We start from the raw sequence: 16,533 nt of genomic DNA, 5'->3' as shown, positions 1-16,533 counted from the left end.
CGATCTAGGAAAAATTCATACAAAATTTAAAATGACAAATGCATCTTTAAATTCGACCAAAACAATATGGCAACGATTCGTTTCTCTATTTTCTTCTTCTGAAGAAGAAAAAGAATTTCACAAAGTATGGAAAGACGTCATCGCCGCCAAAAAGCATGAAGTCAACACTGAACGCAAGTTGTGGTGTCATTTCAAGCTTTCCTCTTCCGAAGCAAAAATTTTTAAGTTTTTTACTTCCACACTCATCATTCCTTTACCTCTGACACGACCAGCATGGACTCAATATATTATTTCCGAAAATAAAGAAAAACTTCGTTCTTCAGAGGGCAAACTCAAAGAAGCCTATTTTCGCACTGTAGGCAACCAACATTTGCCCAGTAGTTTAGAGGGATCAAGTTTAGGTAAAAGTTTGCAAGAAATCAAAAAAGAAATTAAGGAGTTTACCAAATATTTCGGTTCTTCCCTGAACATGGAAGCAAGACAAGAGCTAGAGGATGCACAGCAACACCTGACGTTTGCAATAAAAATAAGCACAGAAATTGATGCCATCAGTCGCTTAGATAGGATTAATAAGTCTTCTGAAAAAAAAGAAGAACTGCGAAACCGTTTGTCAGATATTTCCTATGAAATTCAATCGAAAATAACACTTCTGGAAAAAGGAAAAGAGTTACTTCTCCCTGGGGGATATACCAATATAAAAGAGGTAAATGGAGTTCAAACAATCACAGGTCATGCGGTCAAATACGTCATAAAGAAACAAGAAAATGACAAATTTTCTTTTACGGTGATTAACACAGGAGCTGGAGCTGGTGATTACAGTGGCACATTCTCTTGGCTAAAATATTTGCTCCATGATGGGAAACACAGTGATTATGTCTTTGACGATTTAGCTAAAGATCAATTAAGCACAGCTTTTTTTGTTTCTCTTTTAGAGCAAAATGTTAGCACAAAGGGAAATGACCATTCCATTTCTCATATTTTCAATATCTTAATCTCAGGCCTACTAGAAGGAGATTCCTCAAAAATTAAAGAGGGTAGACGCCATGCTGTTCAAACAAATGGAACGTGCACGCATGATTCTGTATGTTCTTGGCTAGAAACTCAACTAAGCCCCGAATTGTTTGATGCCTTTAACCTTTATATGACTGGATCGGGCTTGTATCGCCTTCAAAAAATCAGAAAACGACACTCAAGTGCTCACACAATTTCTAAAATCACAGGAACGTGGCAAGAAAGGACTTTAAGCGGGCAAGAATTGATTGATGTATTGACAGAGCTGGGAAAAAGCCGGTTTAGTGAACAACGTCTACAACTTCTAGGTCTTGGATCTTCAATTGACAGAAAAATTCTTCTCACCACAGACAAGCAAAAAAAAATGTTAGAGAAAAGAGATCTCCTCCTTGCTAAGCACAATAAAAAAATCTTAAAAAAAGAGCTTCAAATACTAAAAGGGCAAATTGCACAGTTAGAACATCGGGTTCAAGCTGAAGAAAAAGAAAAATCTAAAGCGACGATTCTTTCACGCATTTACACGGCATGTCTTGGTCAATCCTCTACTTTTGTAACCAACCTCAAAAAAGCGAATGAAGATCGAGAGAAAATTGAAAAAAGATTAACTCAATTAAACAATCCAGAAGTTAAACAAAAATTGATACAAAAGATCACAACAATCAATGATGATATTAAAGCTTCAGAACAAGAAAAAAGTCGCTTGGAACAGCAAAAGGTTTATTTATTACAACTTTCTTTTCTGCCACAAATAATTGAGCAACACTTTAATATCGAAGTTTAGGATTTTGAATCTCTAGTTTCATCCTAAAAATCTCCAAAACCTCCAACCTTCCCGAAGGACTTCCTCCCAAGTCTAACGAATAAGCGTCTTAGCTTGCCATTGTCCATTTGCATCGGGATAAAAATGAACGGGAAGACAATTATCGATCATCCAAGTGTGACCTGAAATTTCCATTAGACAACAGATAGCCCAGTGGATTCCTCCATGAGCAACCACTAGAACAGCCCCTTCTTTAGAAAGAGATTGATTGATTCCCCTTAACGCTTGTTCCATAAATCTTTTGACATGTATATGTGGGCTTTCAATTGCCTGATAACGGTTTGTCGTCATATCGTTCCAGATCTGCATAGAGCATTCGCCTAAATTAGGGATTTCGTAGTGCAACGCTTGCAAACGTGAAGAGATGATTTCCTTCGTTTCTTTGGCTCTTTTAAAGGGACTATAACAAACTGATTTAATGGGAAGCTGAGCCACAATCGCTTCGATTGCCTGCGCTTGCTTCAAGCCCATGGCATTTAACGAAACATCTTCATGATCTATTTTAGCATTTGAAATATTATAATCGGTTTGGCCATGTCGAATAAAATAAAACTCTTTTTTAGTAATCATTTATTACATCTCCAAATGTAGATGCCTTTTTGTATGGTAGAAATCCAAGGCTTTCTTCGCTCCCTTCATTAAAGGCAATTTCTCCACATCTTGCTTAGAGACCCATTTATAACGAGTATGCTCACTAGATAGCTGAATAACGGGCTGTTTATCTAAGACAATTTCAAAGAGATGATAAGTATAATCCATTTCAGGCTTGCGTATATAAAGTTGACCAATAGAGCAAAATAAACTCTCACAGCTAACTTGAATGCCTGTTTCTTCAAATAACTCTCTAAACGCACCTTTTACAACGGTTTCATTAAATTCAATTTTTCCAGCTGGAACTCCCCAAAATCCAGGTTCCTGCTTGCCTTGGGCCAACTCCAAAAGTAAAAGCTTATCATCCACAATGACATAAGTTGCTGCGACCTCTACTTTAGGAGAAAAACCTTCCGGCTTCTCTTCGTAAACGTGTGTTTCTAAGTTCATATTGCCCATACTCTTTTTAGCTTTAAGTATTTGCATTATATTAGATGCGTAATTTCATTGGTATGCAAAATTAAATTTTCAATTCCTCGAAAACACACCCCACAAAAAATCGTGAACTTTAAATTCTCGAATCGAGAAAATAAAATGGAAAAGATTGGTTTAATACAAGGTCGGCCTCGCTTTTAGAATTAGTCTTCCAATTCATTTTATGAGCCGCATTCATAGTCAATATGCGGGATTGACTATCCATTTAGCAGATCACTTTCATCAAATTCATTTTAAACTTTATGCAAGGTCCAAAAAGCAAAAAACTCGCTATGAAAATTTTCCAAATCATTCTTAAAATGCGATCTCAAGCTTCATTTGTCAAATCACTAATGGAAATTTTGTTTTTCAAAGTAATGATTGTAGGAAAAATTGGCGACGGAAGATTCTCCCACTCGAACCATTCCCATCCTTCACATTTATCCGGTTCTAACAGTTGAGGCTCTCCACTAAAACTATCCACAAATACGAATAGCGTAATATAATGTTTTTTGCCGGCATCCATGATATTTTCGACCCAGGGACCAATTTTTAAAGAAATAGCCTGTAAGCCAACTTCTTCCATTAACTCTCTAGAAGCACAGCCTTCGACACTTTCTCCAAACTCTAGGTGTCCACCAGGAAAAGCCCATTTTCCTTCCTCATGCGAGTTTTTTCTTTTACCTAACAAAACTTTATTATTTTTAAAAACAACTACAGCCACACCAATTAAAGGACGTTTTTTGAAATTTTGAAGTTCATTAATATCTAAAATTTGCTCATCCACATTGTCCATTGATTCCTCCCTCAACCATTCAAATAAAAAAATACCATTGACATTGCATTTCCTTACTCATAGATTAATTTTTGATCATATTTGCAAATCCCAAATATGATAGCATTTTTCGCTAAGTCGTCATAACAAAACTCCTAACCTTAACAAGGAAGGCAAAGATGGCATCTTCTAACAAACCGACTGTCCTAGTACTTGGTGCTACAGGTCAGTTAGGAAAAATCATTGCTGATGGTCTCAAAAAAAAGGATTCAGTCACACTTTCAGTGGCAACCAGAAAACGAGAACAATTACCAACGCTTAAAGAAAAATACGGACATGCTGTTTATCTAGATTTTGACGATCCGCGAACTTTTCCTGAAGCTCTGAAAGGTGTAGAAAGACTTTTTTTACTCACAGGCTATACTGTTGATATGCTTGTGCAAAGTAAAGCCATTGTAGATGCCGCTAAAAAGGCCCATGTCAAACATATCGTTCATCTAGGTGTATTTACACCTGAAGAAGACTGCTACGATCCTCATTTCGCTTGGCACCAGATGATTGAAGTGTACATTAAGGCAAGCGGGATTTCTTACACGTTTCTGCATCCGAATTGCTTTATGCAAAATCTTTCAGGATTCTATAGCATGGTTAAGAATGGTAAAGTTCGTTTTTATGCCAATGATAAAAAGTTAGGATGGATTGCCTTAGAAGATGTTGCGGAAGCTTCTGTCAAAATTTTAACTGAAGGTCCAGCGAAACACCACGGAAAAGATTATTGGTTTTCAACAGAGTCTTTAAATTTAGACGAAATTGCCTGGATTCTGACAGAAGTCACAGGCAAAAAATTCATTGCTGACTCACAACCACCCGAGCAATTTATCAAAGATTTCAGCGTTAATGTGACCTACGTAGACCCCTATTTTATTGGAGTACAAAAATTTTTCGAGCAAGTTGTGGACGGTAGAATGGCCTATATTGCTGAAGTCCGCGATGATGCCCCTCTACTCATTGGACGCAAAGGAACGACGCTCAAAGAGTGGGCAAAATTGCACAAGGACGAACTGATTGCATTAGCCTAGGCTCAAGAGATCGTTTTTCTTAAAGCAATATACAATTGGAAATTTTCTCTAAAGGCTGAATAATTTAAAAACGTTTTTATTCTCTCAGCTGGTTCCAAATATTTCGCATGTGATTTTGATAGAAAAATTTTTCTATTCCTTTTATCATATACCGAAAGGCCTTTAACCTAAAACAACAATCAACTTAATACCCACAAGAGAAAAATGTCTCATAAAGTTGAAACTTTTCCAAATGACACCCTTTCATATGTAGTTCACGACAAAACAGGCGAAGAGATTCTCATCGAACTAAAACAAATCGATCCGCAATCCACATTTCTTTCAGAACAATTCAATGAATATAGCGAAATTTTGGCCGAAGCTTATATGCCCGTAGAAAAGCAATTTGCTATGCAGTTTCCTGAATCAATCGGTAAAGACATGTTTTTAAATACACTTGAACCACTTTTTAAAAATGGTCTCAGCAACGTCAACTGGAATTTTGCCGAAGAGAAAATAAGAGCAATTTTAAGACTTTTTTTTGCAGAGGGCTTTGCAAAAAGCATGGTCGTAAATAAAGAAGTATGCGCCGCTTATGATCATCTAATTGTAACTGCTAAAAATAAAGAGACAAAAGCACCTCTTGGAATCATCTATTTCTTTATTTCTAAAGAACAACCTCAAAGCAACGTACGAGTTCCTGTTTTTGGAATTGCTCCAAAAAATCAAAATCGGGGCCTAGGTAAATTATTAATGAGTTCGATTTTAAATCAATTTCCTGAAACCAAAAAAATTCTTCTTTCCACTCGCATAACGAATGAAAAGGCCCTCAATGCTTATCGCACATGGGGCTTTGCAGAAACACAAAATATGATGGAATATTGGGTGAATATGGAATGTGAGATAGAAAAATCGCCTGCTCTAAAAAAACTACAGAACCATACCCCGTTTAAAAGATAAATTAAACTTGTTTTGAATTCTCTTTTTCAGAGAAAGCCTGTTTAATTTTTTCTATATTTTCTTCTAAGCTTTGAGCGTGCGTATCAATTTCCAGATCATAAGCGACGTTTTCATGAACTTTAAAATACTGTCCACGAGCCCCTCCCGCAAATCGATTTCCTCGCAAACGTTCACGTTTCTCCAAAATATCTAGAGGAGTAGTCACTCCTACATACAGAACAGGGTAATCTTTGAGAGCTTGCTTCCATTCACCAACTTCAAGAATACCAAATGCCACGTCATCGATAATCAGATTATATTGCTGGGAAACAAGAAGTATGGCGACATCCTTGAGAGTTCTTGAGATCTTATCAGCGAAAGGACCTGCATGAATTTTATAGATGGGATGGCCTGTCGGATCTACGGCAGGCCTCCAAGAAAAACCGAGAGGAGCAGCCCCTCCTTCCCAGTTATTGATCTTTTCTGGCATAAAACCAATCATTTTATCGAGACTGATATGAAGATACGGTTCTATAAATGCATTTTGAAGGGCCTTCGCCACCGTCGTCTTACCAGAACTCGAAGGCCCGTTAAGATAAATAATCTTAGACATGCATGCCCCACATTGTCTTTAGAAAGAGTCTTAATTATTTAATGGTTTTGTCCCATTTAAGAAATTGACCCAAAGAGCAAGATCTTCTTTGCTTGGACTATTTCCAAAATCTTTTTTAGTTGGATAAATAAGATGAAACACGAGAACATTTCCAGCTCTATCATTAAGACCGACATAGGCCATATGCACAACATCTTTTCCAACAATCATTTTAATTGCAACGAGTGGATAATTTCCCCATTGAGAAAAAGCTGCTTCAAATCCTTTTGGGAACTCTTTCTTCATTTGTGCAATCATTTGCTTCATATCAACAGAAAAGGATTTAATTCCATCTTCTTTTGCCACATGAATCACAGGCTTTGTAAGTAATCGTGGATTTTCTACAAAATTTTTACCTAAATCATTTGGCCCTAAAATATACTCATCGCTAGGCATGCCTTCAGACCTAATGGAAACATAATTTTTTGGGAGATAAAGTGCGACTGCAAAAGGTGCTCCAAGATTGGGCAATAAATGTGTATGCAGCGCATTTTGATTATATCCCGCAGCATTTATTTGAAAAGAGCCTGCTAAAAAGATTGTCCACGCTATAGCGAAACATAATTTTTTCATTATATTCTCCCGATGTGTATGCTGATTGAGTGGTCAGAATAATCATTTTTGATACGAAATAAGCAATTCAATTGCTTGAAACACAAATTGTCATATAACAATTTTAATATCCAATCATTTTGTGCTTCTTGATAATTCGTTTTATTTTTAATCATGCATTTTAAAAAAAGGTAAAATGATGGAAGATAGTAAAAGCATCATCAAAACTAAAATTGAAGAAATCGAAAAAGAACAGAATATACACATCCTGTTTGCTTGTGAATCTGGAAGCCGTGCATGGGGCTTTCCATCACCTGATAGCGATTTTGATGTGCGATTCATCTATAAACATCCAAAAACCTGGTACCTGTCTTTACGTGAAGAATCGGATGTCCTGGACTTTCCCATCAATAGTATTCTTGATATTAATGGATGGGATTTAAAAAAAGCACTTCGGCTCCTGATCAAACATAACGCTATTCTCTACGAATGGATTCAATCCCCTATTGTTTATGTCGAAAACACAACATTTAAAAAGGGTTTTGCAGAAATATCCACTTCTTGTTTTTCGCAAATAGCAACCATGCATCATTATCTAAGCTCATCAAAAAAATATTATGAAAAATGCATCAGTGAGAACATGGTTAAGCTAAAGACCTACTTTTACTGTCTGCGGTCAACTTTGGCAGCGCTATGGCTACATCGTTTTAAAACCATTCCCCCAATGGAATTACACAAACTTATGGATGTAATAAATGAAAAAAAGCTTCTAATTGAAAAAATCCATGTTCTTCTTCAACTCAAAGCCACTCAAAATGAATCTTATTTACATCCGCGTGAAACTGACCTAAATCACTTTTTTTATGAAACAATCTCCTTATGTGAATCTACAGCCTCTTCCTTACCAAAAGGCTTTCTTGATTACAAAGTGTTAAATACGTTTTTTCAGAATACAATCGAAGGATAATTGAAAGATGGATCTAAAAGAGCTTAAAGAAAGTAATTGCATTATTTTTGAGTGCATTAGCGGCAGTAAAGCCTATGGGTTATCCACTGAAACTTCTGATGAGGATATTAGAGGAGTTTTTATTTTGCCTCGAGAAAAGTTTTATTCTTTTGACTACCAAGATCAAATCAATGATGAACGTCAGAATATTATCTATTATGAACTTAGAAAATTTCTCGATTTATTAGCAAAAAACAATCCTAGCATGCTGGAATTGCTTAACATTCCAGAAGATTGCATTCTCTTTAAACATCCTTTATATGACAAAATCAAATCTCTAGATTTTCTCTCTCAATTATGCAAGGATACCTTTCTAGGTTACGCTGTAAGCCAGTTCAAAAAAGCTCGAGGTCTCAAGAAAAAAATCCTACACCCTGTTGATAAAAAACATAAAAGTGTTATGGATTTTTGCTATGTTTTAGATAATCAGCATTCTATTCCTTTATTGAACTTCTTAAAAAATCAAAGTCTTTCCCCCCAAAACTGCGGATTATCCGTAATTCCTCATATGCGGGATCTCTATGCCATTTTTTATGACCCAGACAACGGCTACAAAGGGATCATACATCATGAAAATTCAGGCGATGTAGCTCTCAGTACCATTCCAACAGGCGAAATACCTATTGCAACAATGTCATTCAATAAAGATGGGTATAGCACTTATTGCAAAGACTATAAAGAATACTGGGATTGGGTTGAGAATCGCAATGAAGATCGATTTCATAATACCCTTGAACATGGCAAAAACTATGATTCCAAAAATATGATGCACCTATTTCGCTTATTAATGATGACTGAGGAAATAGGGCGTTCTGGAATGCTTGTCGTTCGCCCTCCTGCACGAGAAGAACTTTTAAATATTCGAAAAGGTATTTTAAGCTTCGCTGAACTTGAGGAACAGATGAACGATAAAGTGCAAGAAATCGAAAAGATTTTTCAATGCTCTCTTTTACCTAAAAAACCAAACTTGGAATACATCAATCACTTGTTAGTAGAGATACGTACAGAATTTTATCAATCTTGCGAACAGCAAAGTTTATAACACAAAAAAACACATTTTATAAGTCGGAGAATTTATGAAAAACCTTATTTTTTATTTTTTTATGTTGTTTAACATCTTTCATTTAGAAGCTTATATGGCTCACCGAGAAGCCCCCTTTGAGCAAGAATGGAAAGAAGAAAACTTAAGTCCTTTTGATGAACTCATATTATCTTGGAATGGCATGCGCCCCACCGAAGGAAAATTGCTTTTTTATGTAAGTGCTAAGGTCAATGAATGGTCTCCTTGGCTCTTATACGCCTCATGGGGAAGTGACGGGCAATCAAGCTTTTCAAACTCGGCTCCAGAGAATTTTGTTAAAGTTTACCAGGATACTTTTGAAGTATTGGAAGGGAAAAAAGCCACAGGTTTTAAAATAAAAATAGTTCCTGAAGATTGTGTCTTGTATAACATCCATCATCTCCATGTTTATACAAACGGGAATACCCCACAATTATTACCTGAGCGACTCCCTTCATCAAACTTAATCCATATCGATGTACCAGGGCTTTCACAAATGACAATTAATCATGCTCGACATAATGCTCTTTGCTCCCCAACTTCCACAACTGCTGTCATACGCTACCTTTCGAATAATGATGCTATTGACCCTATTTATTTTGCACAAAACGTGTGGGATCGTGGTTTCGATATTTTTGGAAATTGGGTGTTTAATGTCGCACAGGCCTCTTCTGAATTAGGCTCATCTTGGAGTTGTTGGGTAGAGAGATTGAATGGATTTGATCAGATACATCAACGGTTAATCCAAGGGACCCCCATCATTGTCAGCGTGAGAGGCCCTTTACATGGAAGTGCTCTGAGTTATTCCGCGGGACATTTGATGGTGGTTATCGGATATGATTCTTTAAATCAAAAAGTGATTTGCATGGATCCAGCATTTCCCTCCGATGATCAAACACATGTTTCTTATGATCTCTCAAACTTTATAGAAGCTTGGAGTCGCAGAGGAAAGGTTGCTTATATCTTCAGTAAGAACCTTTAAGATCTATTAGAAATAACTTCTCTCAATCTGCAACTGTTGGTGCTAATTGAGAGAAGCCAAAAAAATGAGTTCTGATATTGAGTTGTCCTGCTAGCAATTATGAAAGATTTTTATTTGATAAATTTAAACAAAAAAACTGATTGGAAGTGAGTTATGACAAAAAATTATAAAGAGATTACAGCAGATATTTCCATGTATTTATCAAAAATGCGTAAAGAAATTCCAGATGTCATGAATGGATTTTCCCATTTAGCCCAAGCTGCAACAAAAGATGGAGCACTTAATAAAAAGACAAAAGAATTAATAGCGCTTGCTCTTGGCATTGCGGCACGTTGCGATGGTTGCATTGGCTTTCACACCCAATCCTTGGTCAGATTGGGAGTAACTCGTGAGGAATTTCTCGAGACATTAAGCATGGCTGTTTACATGGGGGGTGGACCTTCATTAATGTATGCAGCAGAAGCCCTTAAAGCATTTGAAGAATTTAGTATGGTGTAATGCTCGAGAAATTGCTATTTCCTGCGGTTTTGTGTACACTTTGACAATCAGGAATAATCTGCGGTATTTTCTCTTATAGTTAAAAAATAATTTTAAATGCATCAACACACTTAATTTCAGATATTTACATATTAAAATAGAAGAAAGCAGTTTGACAAGATAGATTCTATCGTTTTAGCATATTTATATTGGCCTAACAGCATTGGCCTTGAAAAGGAGGTTTTTATGAACAGGGATGTACTAGAAACTAACTGGGTTCAAGTCCGTGAAATCTTGAGAGAAAAATTCAGCAATTTGTCTGAAGATGACATCAGACAAATTAACGGACGATATGATCAACTTGTCGCTAAGCTACAGCAAAAATATGGCTATTCGAAAGAAGAAGCTGAAGATAGAATCCGATCTTGGAATTTTGATAGGATGGCAGCAGGACCTAGAGATGCTATCCGTGATGAAAAGCTAAGAAGAGAGGATGCAAATACGATCAGAAGAGAAGATACTGCTAGAAGAGAAGATAGAGTCAGAAGAGAAGAAGATAATTCGACTCTTTTCAAATGGCTTCTAGGTTTGGGAATCCCCCTTCTCTTATTGGCTACATACTTTTTAAGTAGTGGCACTAGAACTCCTGAAGTAACAAGAACACCAACGGCTACGCAAGAACAGTTTGTGGTGGAAACACCTGCGGATCGTGCTATTTCGAGTAGCCTGCGTAATGCTTTTCTTTCTCAGCCAAATTTGGCATCTGAACTACAAACCGTTCAAATAACCACACATAATGGTGTTGTTACATTGTCCGGATCGGTATCTAGTAGAGAAATAAGTGATTTTATGACAACTTCAGCTCAAAATGCTTCTGGAGTTAATCAAGTTATCAACAATCTTCAAATCAGATAATTGAACTTGTTAAAGGATCCAAAGGTTATCTTTGGGTCCTTTTAAGGATATGCAATTTAACAAAATCAACATGAATTATCATCTCGTCACTTTTTTTCAACAACACCTTAATCTTCAACATGCCGCTTTCATCCTCATAGATCATGAGGATGCAATGGTTGCAACCGTTTATAAGGTGATGCTTTCTAATGGCACCAAGCTCATTTTAAAAATACATGAACGTTTAAACGATTATTTCAGAGAAATTTATTTTTTGAAATATTTCGCAGATAAATTACCTGTTCCTCGCATTGTCGAAGCCGTACAGCCAGATAGAGGCACCTGTGGAGCTATTTTAATGGAATACCTACCTGGGGCTTTACTTAAAGAAACGAAATTTACAACCAGCCTAGCTTACGAATTGGGCTCTCAGCTTGCATGTATTCACCTCAATCGGATCCCTACCTACGGTGATCCAATTCAACGAGATCATTTGAGTAACAATCCACGCGCCTATTTTACATTCAAATTTAAAGAGGGTTTAGATGAATGTAGAAACCATCTGCCTAAAAAACTCATTGAACAATGCCAATCCTATTATGATGCACATCTCGATCTCTTAAATTCTGTAGACGGTCCTTGCATGGTCCATCGTGATTTTCGTCCAGGGAATCTAATTATTTATAATGGCAAACTGCAAGGAATTATCGATTGGGCTGGAGCACGCGCAAGTTTTGCAGAGGAAGATTTTTGCCTTCTAGAGCATGGAGGATGGCCAAATAACCCAAATTGCAAAAAATCTTTTTTAGAGGGTTATGCAAGCATACGCCCTATTCCTGATTACAAAGATCTCATGCCATTTTTACGCGTGAATATAGCGATTGCAACGATTGGCTTTACAGTCAAACGCGGAACTTGGAAAAACACTCACAAGCGCATATACAAGTTTAATCGACACTTTCTCGAAGTTTTTCTTCAAAACGTCTCTTTTTTCTCAAAATAACAATCTCAGGAGCATTCACCAACTACCAGAGTTTTGGTAAATCCCTGAATCATTCATTGAGACCATGCAACAACACAGTGAAAAGCTCTTTTAATATCAAAACATACACAGAAGTCTCTTGTAATGAATCAATTTTTTTGTTAGGAATAAAACGATTACTTTTTTTAAAACTTAGCTAGATGATTGCTTGCAGTGATGCTCTCAATGGAGATTCAATGGCTTTTTCAAAGGTACTTTACTTCATGACGATGTTTTTCACAACCACCTCAATGATTGCAGAAAGCAAAACACCCAAAATTGCTGTTGTAGGAGCTGGATTGGCAGGATTGACAACCGCATATCGTTTGCAACAAAAAGGCATGGATGTTGATGTTTATGAAGCTCGCAGCCGAGTTGGTGGAAGAATTCTCACTGCAAAGGTTAGAGGCCACATTGCGGAATTAGGTGGACAAAACATCACAGACGGTGGAGAAGCAAAGAATATGCGCCGTTTAATTGAAGAATTGGATCTTGAATTAATAAGTGATACAGTTTCTCTAAATTATGCCTATTACACAGGAAAAGAACTCATATTTGCAGAACAACTTTTAAGAAACAATCCATTTGATCCAGAAAACCTCAGAATAAAACTAAATAAGCTTATGCAAGAATCGACGACAATGCGTGATGTATTGCGTGGAATCCTTGAAGAAGAAAATCCCCTTTATAAAACTTTAGCTGTCAGATTAGCGGGTTATGAGGGGGCCACAATCGAAAAACTTTCCCCTATATATACAGAGACATTGTATCATATGCTTCTTGGTGGCTTGTCAGCAGTTCATCAAGGGGCTGGGACAGAAACCTATATTGATCTTTTGAGCATTAAAGGTGGAAATGCATTACTTCCAGAAAAACTTGCCCAAAAACTAGAAGGCAAACTCCATCTCAATACCCCTCTAAAAAGAGTCTCAAAGAACTTAGACCATACCTTTGCTTTAACATTTCAGGATGATCGAATCGTAACAGCAGATATTCTTGTATTAGCAATCCCCTGTTCAGTCTATCAAGAGATCATTTTTGACCAAAATATTCTACCCCTAACTAGACTTCAAGACATACAAAAGGTGCAATATGGCACGAATGCCAAAATCTTGATCCCTTTTTCCGCTCCCCCTCCAGCAAGAATAGGATTCTTTAATGACCGTCTGGGCTGCTTCTTCGATGTAAATTGCAATATTCTCACCTTGTATTACACTGACATTACAAGTCGATTCTCAGCTGAAACTATTATGGAGACCTATCAACAAGATAGGCCTATGTTAGAAATAGGGTTTGGAAATGCTTTACCACCTTTTTCTACTCCGGTATTAGCAGAAGATCAATCTTTTGCTTCCTATGAAAACCCTGTGGGCTATAGTTGGCCAAATGATCCCTATGCAAAAGGTTCCTATTCTTACATTGCTCCAGGCCAAGAAGCCCAATTGACTACAATAAAAGAAGAGCAAGGCGAAAAAGTTAAGGTACTTTTTGCTCCCATCAACCAACAACTTTATTTTGCTGGCGAGCATACCTCCATTTTACTGGAAGCTCCTGGAACAATGGAAGCTGCCTGTGAATCAGGAGAACGCACATCGCGTATGATTATAAATTCCGTCAATCTTTGAACTATTAGTTTTGCTTCCAAACTTTCAACTGTGCCAAAATTGACGAAACCTCATCCAAAATTAGTTCCTGCATTTGATCGACTTCTCTAAGTTTAAATATTATTTATTGAGTTTATAATCGATGAGCATGTACAAAGCACTTTTCTGCCCATCCGTTAGCTCATTACTATCCAAAAGAGGCATAAGATATTGTAAACCTGAAATAATCCTTTCCTCGCCTTTTTCATTTTCAGTTGAAGGATATTCAATGGATTGCAATTTGGTTTCCACGATTTCCTCAACTTGCTCCAAATCAAATTCTGAGGGATCTACTGAAGTCAATATGCTTCGATAGATTTCTAATTGTTCACGTAAAGCATTGAATGCATTTTTTGTGTCTGACAATTTTTCGGTATCTAACAAATCTTGCATTGTGCATGCAAAGGGAACTTTGGAATAGCTCGATTTGCTGTTTCGGCGCCTCTTCCTTGCCCACATTTCTCGGTCCGATTGTAATGCCATGACAATGAGGAAAAGACGTGGATCTATCTGCTTTTGATTAAACAAAGCAGGATTTTCAATTGTTACCGTCCAATTCTCTTTCCAACGGAAGAAAGGTCTGTATAGTGTTACCATGGAAATATCGGTCACAGGGTCTTTTAAAGTATAGCGTGTTCCCCAAAAATTCAATTTAGCAATAGCAAGTATTTCTCTTGTCGGAGAAATGATGTCAAATGTAGGAAAAAAAGTAAAAATTCGTTCTTCGACTATCCCAAGGGGATTATCCATGGCATCAATTACATCGAATACCGCTCCCCATGACAGCCAACGAGCTTTTGCTCTTGACTCAAGTTGATCATAAATATCCCGGAATTCATATTCGATCATCCAAGAAATAAACTTGCGATGGATGTAGCCCAATCTATATTCTTTTGTCTCAATATCAAAATCGGATGTCCATGAAAACCATCGCTGATTAACAGTAAATTGCTCAGGTAAAGGATCGGGAAGTTGTGCGGATAATGAGGCTCTTAAAAGCCCAAAAGATGCCAATGTAAAAATAATATGTTTCAACATTTTCTATTCGCTTTAAATTTTTGTATAAATCTTTAAAAGATGCCTTGCAGATTATAATGATGGGAAATAATTGTAAATGCTCACGCAATCTCAGAAATCAATTGATCCATGTAACCCTGTTGAAATTTAATTCAACTTTCCAAAAACACTTGGCAAGCAGGAACTCTGATTTCAGTTGGAAGCTTCAACACAATTGATTGATCAATGATTTTTTGCTCTTGATCTGCTACCCGTTGATGATCGTCTGCTATTTTAGATCTCTGAGATCTTAAATCATCCACACGCTTGATATAAACAGTTCATTCAGCCAAAAGTTTAAGTATTTCATGATTAATCCGATCCATCTCCACTCAAATGTAAGCGATATTACAACAATTTTGTTTGGCGATTTCATAAAAAGCACTCAATATATCTAGCCCTAGATCGCGTTGGCCAAACTCCCAAAAATAGCTTGTTTAATACCAAGAATTTTCATGGAAAAGATATCTAAAGATAAGGTTTTGATTGTTTCCTTTGAGAAGGATTGTCTACGATCTGTAAACATTCTCAAAGCTTCTCGCATAGACATAATCCCTATCCCCGAACTTTTGATTGGGAAAAATCAAAAACTGATTTAAGCTATTGCCAAATCTTATTAGAGATAAAACTTAAAATCGAAGTGAAAGGGGTTAATTATGGCATTAGTCGAAAAAATCAATGATGGCATCAAAGAAGCAATGAAAAGCCGAGATCAAATTAGACTCGATACCTTGCGAATGCTAAAATCAAAAATATTAGCTGTGGATGCTCGCTGCAACCTCCCAGACGCAGAAGTTTTAAAGCTATTTAAGACTTACTTTGGCAGCCTAAAAGAAGCCCTGGAACAAGCTCAAACTTTTAATCGACCGGACATCGCAGAGAAATTAAAAAGTGAGCTGGAAATTGTGCAAGAATTTTTACCTAAAGCTCTTTCTCCTGAAGAAACCAAAAAAATCGTCATTCAAGCCATCGCGGATTCTGGAGCCAAAACAAAGAAGGATTTTGGATTGGTGATGAAGAGCATTATGAAACTTAACAATTCGGTTGACGGCAAACTGGCCAAAGACTTGGCAAATCAATTATTGTCCGATTAGGCAAAGAGGAAAAACTATTGGTTCGGGGAAAGGCCATGCTGATTCCCGAACCTCGAAATTAACATAGCGCAAAATCACCAACCTGTATTTGGGAAAACAATTAACTGTAAATACTTTAATTTTTTTTTATTTATGCCCATTCCTTTTAAGTAATGGTGCACCTAAATTTTCTTGGAAAACCACCTAAATACTAATCTAAGGGCTAATTTTAGCAATGCCGGGAAACTAGAATTGGATGAATAGCTTTTTAGTCCTTCCTCATCTTGGTTGATATCCGGATAAATTTCACTGTGGGTGCCTTTTAGATAAGTATTGGCCACAAGAGCAGGATATAACTATGATCGGGTCCGGCAAGATAAAATATATTCAGGTCGTACTTATGGTCCAGTTCAAATGCACATAGATAAAGTTTTGGCCCGGTGTCATTC

General features: G+C 36.9%; 18 protein-coding genes. 11 read left to right on the top strand and 7 right to left on the bottom strand.

Features of this window, described 5'->3' with window-relative positions:
- Positions 1-1,792, top strand: a 1,792-nt coding sequence (locus AB7E63_RS05645) for a hypothetical protein (RefSeq protein WP_428418927.1), incomplete at its 5' end; no start/stop codon positions are given.
- A gap of 72 nt (positions 1,793-1,864) precedes the next feature.
- Here the strand turns inward: AB7E63_RS05645 and AB7E63_RS05640 are convergent.
- The 3 genes from AB7E63_RS05640 to AB7E63_RS05630 form a co-directional block, all read right to left on the bottom strand.
- A complete protein-coding gene (locus AB7E63_RS05640; protein WP_006341100.1) occupies positions 1,865-2,401 on the bottom strand; it encodes a histidine phosphatase family protein in 537 nt (178 codons plus the stop codon).
- A gap of 3 nt (positions 2,402-2,404) precedes the next feature.
- Entirely contained in the window at positions 2,405-2,872 is a 468-nt protein-coding gene (locus AB7E63_RS05635; protein WP_006341101.1) for an NUDIX hydrolase, read from the bottom strand.
- A gap of 352 nt (positions 2,873-3,224) precedes the next feature.
- A complete protein-coding gene (locus AB7E63_RS05630; RefSeq protein WP_013925157.1) occupies positions 3,225-3,692 on the bottom strand; it encodes a nucleotide triphosphate diphosphatase NUDT15 in 468 nt (155 codons plus the stop codon).
- 158 nt (positions 3,693-3,850) lie between these two features.
- On the opposite strand from AB7E63_RS05630, the gene AB7E63_RS05625 reads away from it, so the two are divergent.
- Positions 3,851-4,750 carry an NmrA family NAD(P)-binding protein gene (locus AB7E63_RS05625; RefSeq protein ID WP_006341105.1) on the top strand — a complete coding sequence of 300 codons (900 nt, stop codon included), beginning with the start codon at positions 3,851-3,853 and terminating at the stop codon, positions 4,748-4,750.
- Positions 4,751-4,954: 204 nt separating this feature from the next.
- A complete protein-coding gene (locus AB7E63_RS05620) occupies positions 4,955-5,689 on the top strand; it encodes a GNAT family N-acetyltransferase (RefSeq protein ID WP_013925158.1) in 735 nt (244 codons plus the stop codon).
- 1 nt (position 5,690) lies between these two features.
- Here AB7E63_RS05620 and AB7E63_RS05615 read toward each other — a convergent pair whose 3' ends face one another.
- Positions 5,691-6,281 carry a chloramphenicol phosphotransferase CPT family protein gene (locus AB7E63_RS05615; RefSeq protein ID WP_013925159.1) on the bottom strand — a complete coding sequence of 197 codons (591 nt, stop codon included), beginning with the start codon at positions 6,279-6,281 and terminating at the stop codon, positions 5,691-5,693.
- 30 nt (positions 6,282-6,311) lie between these two features.
- The gene (locus AB7E63_RS05610) at positions 6,312-6,893 is read right to left on the bottom strand and encodes a hypothetical protein (RefSeq protein ID WP_006341109.1); all 582 of its coding nucleotides are present in this window, start codon (positions 6,891-6,893) and stop codon (positions 6,312-6,314) included.
- Positions 6,894-7,068: 175 nt separating this feature from the next.
- Between AB7E63_RS05610 and AB7E63_RS05605 the strand changes: the two genes are divergently transcribed.
- The 7 genes from AB7E63_RS05605 to AB7E63_RS05575 all read left to right on the top strand — a co-directional run bounded on the left by AB7E63_RS05605 (position 7,069) and on the right by AB7E63_RS05575 (position 13,937).
- Positions 7,069-7,839 carry a nucleotidyltransferase domain-containing protein gene (locus AB7E63_RS05605; RefSeq protein WP_050899072.1) on the top strand — a complete coding sequence of 257 codons (771 nt, stop codon included), beginning with the start codon at positions 7,069-7,071 and terminating at the stop codon, positions 7,837-7,839.
- A gap of 7 nt (positions 7,840-7,846) precedes the next feature.
- Positions 7,847-8,920: a DNA polymerase beta superfamily protein gene (locus AB7E63_RS05600; RefSeq protein ID WP_013925161.1), complete on the top strand. Its 1,074-nt coding sequence runs from the start codon at positions 7,847-7,849 to the stop codon at positions 8,918-8,920.
- 34 nt (positions 8,921-8,954) lie between these two features.
- The gene (locus tag AB7E63_RS05595; RefSeq protein WP_006341112.1) at positions 8,955-9,920 is read left to right on the top strand and encodes a C39 family peptidase; all 966 of its coding nucleotides are present in this window, start codon (positions 8,955-8,957) and stop codon (positions 9,918-9,920) included.
- A 153-nt stretch (positions 9,921-10,073) separates the two neighbouring features.
- Positions 10,074-10,418, top strand: a complete 345-nt coding sequence (locus tag AB7E63_RS05590) for a carboxymuconolactone decarboxylase family protein (RefSeq protein ID WP_006341113.1) — start codon at positions 10,074-10,076, stop codon at positions 10,416-10,418.
- A gap of 225 nt (positions 10,419-10,643) precedes the next feature.
- A complete protein-coding gene (locus AB7E63_RS05585; RefSeq protein ID WP_006341114.1) occupies positions 10,644-11,312 on the top strand; it encodes a BON domain-containing protein in 669 nt (222 codons plus the stop codon).
- Positions 11,313-11,382: 70 nt separating this feature from the next.
- Positions 11,383-12,294, top strand: a complete 912-nt coding sequence (locus AB7E63_RS05580) for a phosphotransferase enzyme family protein (protein ID WP_050784563.1) — start codon at positions 11,383-11,385, stop codon at positions 12,292-12,294.
- 215 nt (positions 12,295-12,509) lie between these two features.
- Positions 12,510-13,937 (top strand): flavin monoamine oxidase family protein, encoded by a 1,428-nt coding sequence (locus AB7E63_RS05575; RefSeq protein ID WP_193374845.1) that lies wholly within the window; start codon positions 12,510-12,512, stop codon positions 13,935-13,937.
- A gap of 99 nt (positions 13,938-14,036) precedes the next feature.
- Here AB7E63_RS05575 and AB7E63_RS05570 read toward each other — a convergent pair whose 3' ends face one another.
- Positions 14,037-14,993, bottom strand: a complete 957-nt coding sequence (locus tag AB7E63_RS05570) for a hypothetical protein (protein WP_006341117.1) — start codon at positions 14,991-14,993, stop codon at positions 14,037-14,039.
- A gap of 674 nt (positions 14,994-15,667) precedes the next feature.
- Here AB7E63_RS05570 and AB7E63_RS05565 point away from each other — a divergent pair.
- Positions 15,668-16,105 carry a GatB/YqeY domain-containing protein gene (locus AB7E63_RS05565; RefSeq protein ID WP_006341120.1) on the top strand — a complete coding sequence of 146 codons (438 nt, stop codon included), beginning with the start codon at positions 15,668-15,670 and terminating at the stop codon, positions 16,103-16,105.
- Positions 16,106-16,266: 161 nt separating this feature from the next.
- Here AB7E63_RS05565 and AB7E63_RS05560 read toward each other — a convergent pair whose 3' ends face one another.
- Positions 16,267-16,425: a hypothetical protein gene (locus tag AB7E63_RS05560; RefSeq protein WP_202811643.1), complete on the bottom strand. Its 159-nt coding sequence runs from the start codon at positions 16,423-16,425 to the stop codon at positions 16,267-16,269.
- Between the last annotated feature and the right edge of the window lie 108 nt (positions 16,426-16,533).

Origin of the sequence: Parachlamydia sp., assembly GCF_050255895.1 — a bacterium.
GTDB classification, from domain to species: Bacteria; Chlamydiota; Chlamydiia; order Chlamydiales; family Parachlamydiaceae; genus Parachlamydia; species Parachlamydia acanthamoebae.
This window is presented reverse-complemented; position numbering and strand designations above follow the sequence as displayed.

Bases quoted from the DNA above. Each gene is read 5' to 3' on its own strand.
- AB7E63_RS05610 (WP_006341109.1), bottom strand. From the start codon at position 6,893: ATGAAAAAATTATGTTTCGCTATAGCGTGGACAATCTTTTTAGCAGGC.
- AB7E63_RS05570 (WP_006341117.1), bottom strand. From the start codon at position 14,993: ATGTTGAAACATATTATTTTTACATTGGCATCTTTTGGGCTTTTAAGA.
- AB7E63_RS05620 (WP_013925158.1), top strand. From the start codon at position 4,955: ATGTCTCATAAAGTTGAAACTTTTCCAAATGACACCCTTTCATATGTA.
- AB7E63_RS05590 (WP_006341113.1), top strand. From the start codon at position 10,074: ATGACAAAAAATTATAAAGAGATTACAGCAGATATTTCCATGTATTTA.
- AB7E63_RS05605 (WP_050899072.1), top strand. From the start codon at position 7,069: ATGATGGAAGATAGTAAAAGCATCATCAAAACTAAAATTGAAGAAATC.
- AB7E63_RS05625 (WP_006341105.1), top strand. From the start codon at position 3,851: ATGGCATCTTCTAACAAACCGACTGTCCTAGTACTTGGTGCTACAGGT.
- AB7E63_RS05585 (WP_006341114.1), top strand. From the start codon at position 10,644: ATGAACAGGGATGTACTAGAAACTAACTGGGTTCAAGTCCGTGAAATC.
- AB7E63_RS05575 (WP_193374845.1), top strand. From the start codon at position 12,510: ATGGCTTTTTCAAAGGTACTTTACTTCATGACGATGTTTTTCACAACC.
- AB7E63_RS05600 (WP_013925161.1), top strand. From the start codon at position 7,847: ATGGATCTAAAAGAGCTTAAAGAAAGTAATTGCATTATTTTTGAGTGC.
- AB7E63_RS05580 (WP_050784563.1), top strand. From the start codon at position 11,383: ATGAATTATCATCTCGTCACTTTTTTTCAACAACACCTTAATCTTCAA.
- AB7E63_RS05565 (WP_006341120.1), top strand. From the start codon at position 15,668: ATGGCATTAGTCGAAAAAATCAATGATGGCATCAAAGAAGCAATGAAA.
- AB7E63_RS05630 (WP_013925157.1), bottom strand. From the start codon at position 3,692: ATGGACAATGTGGATGAGCAAATTTTAGATATTAATGAACTTCAAAAT.
- AB7E63_RS05615 (WP_013925159.1), bottom strand. From the start codon at position 6,281: ATGTCTAAGATTATTTATCTTAACGGGCCTTCGAGTTCTGGTAAGACG.
- AB7E63_RS05640 (WP_006341100.1), bottom strand. From the start codon at position 2,401: ATGATTACTAAAAAAGAGTTTTATTTTATTCGACATGGCCAAACCGAT.
- AB7E63_RS05595 (WP_006341112.1), top strand. From the start codon at position 8,955: ATGAAAAACCTTATTTTTTATTTTTTTATGTTGTTTAACATCTTTCAT.
- AB7E63_RS05635 (WP_006341101.1), bottom strand. From the start codon at position 2,872: ATGAACTTAGAAACACACGTTTACGAAGAGAAGCCGGAAGGTTTTTCT.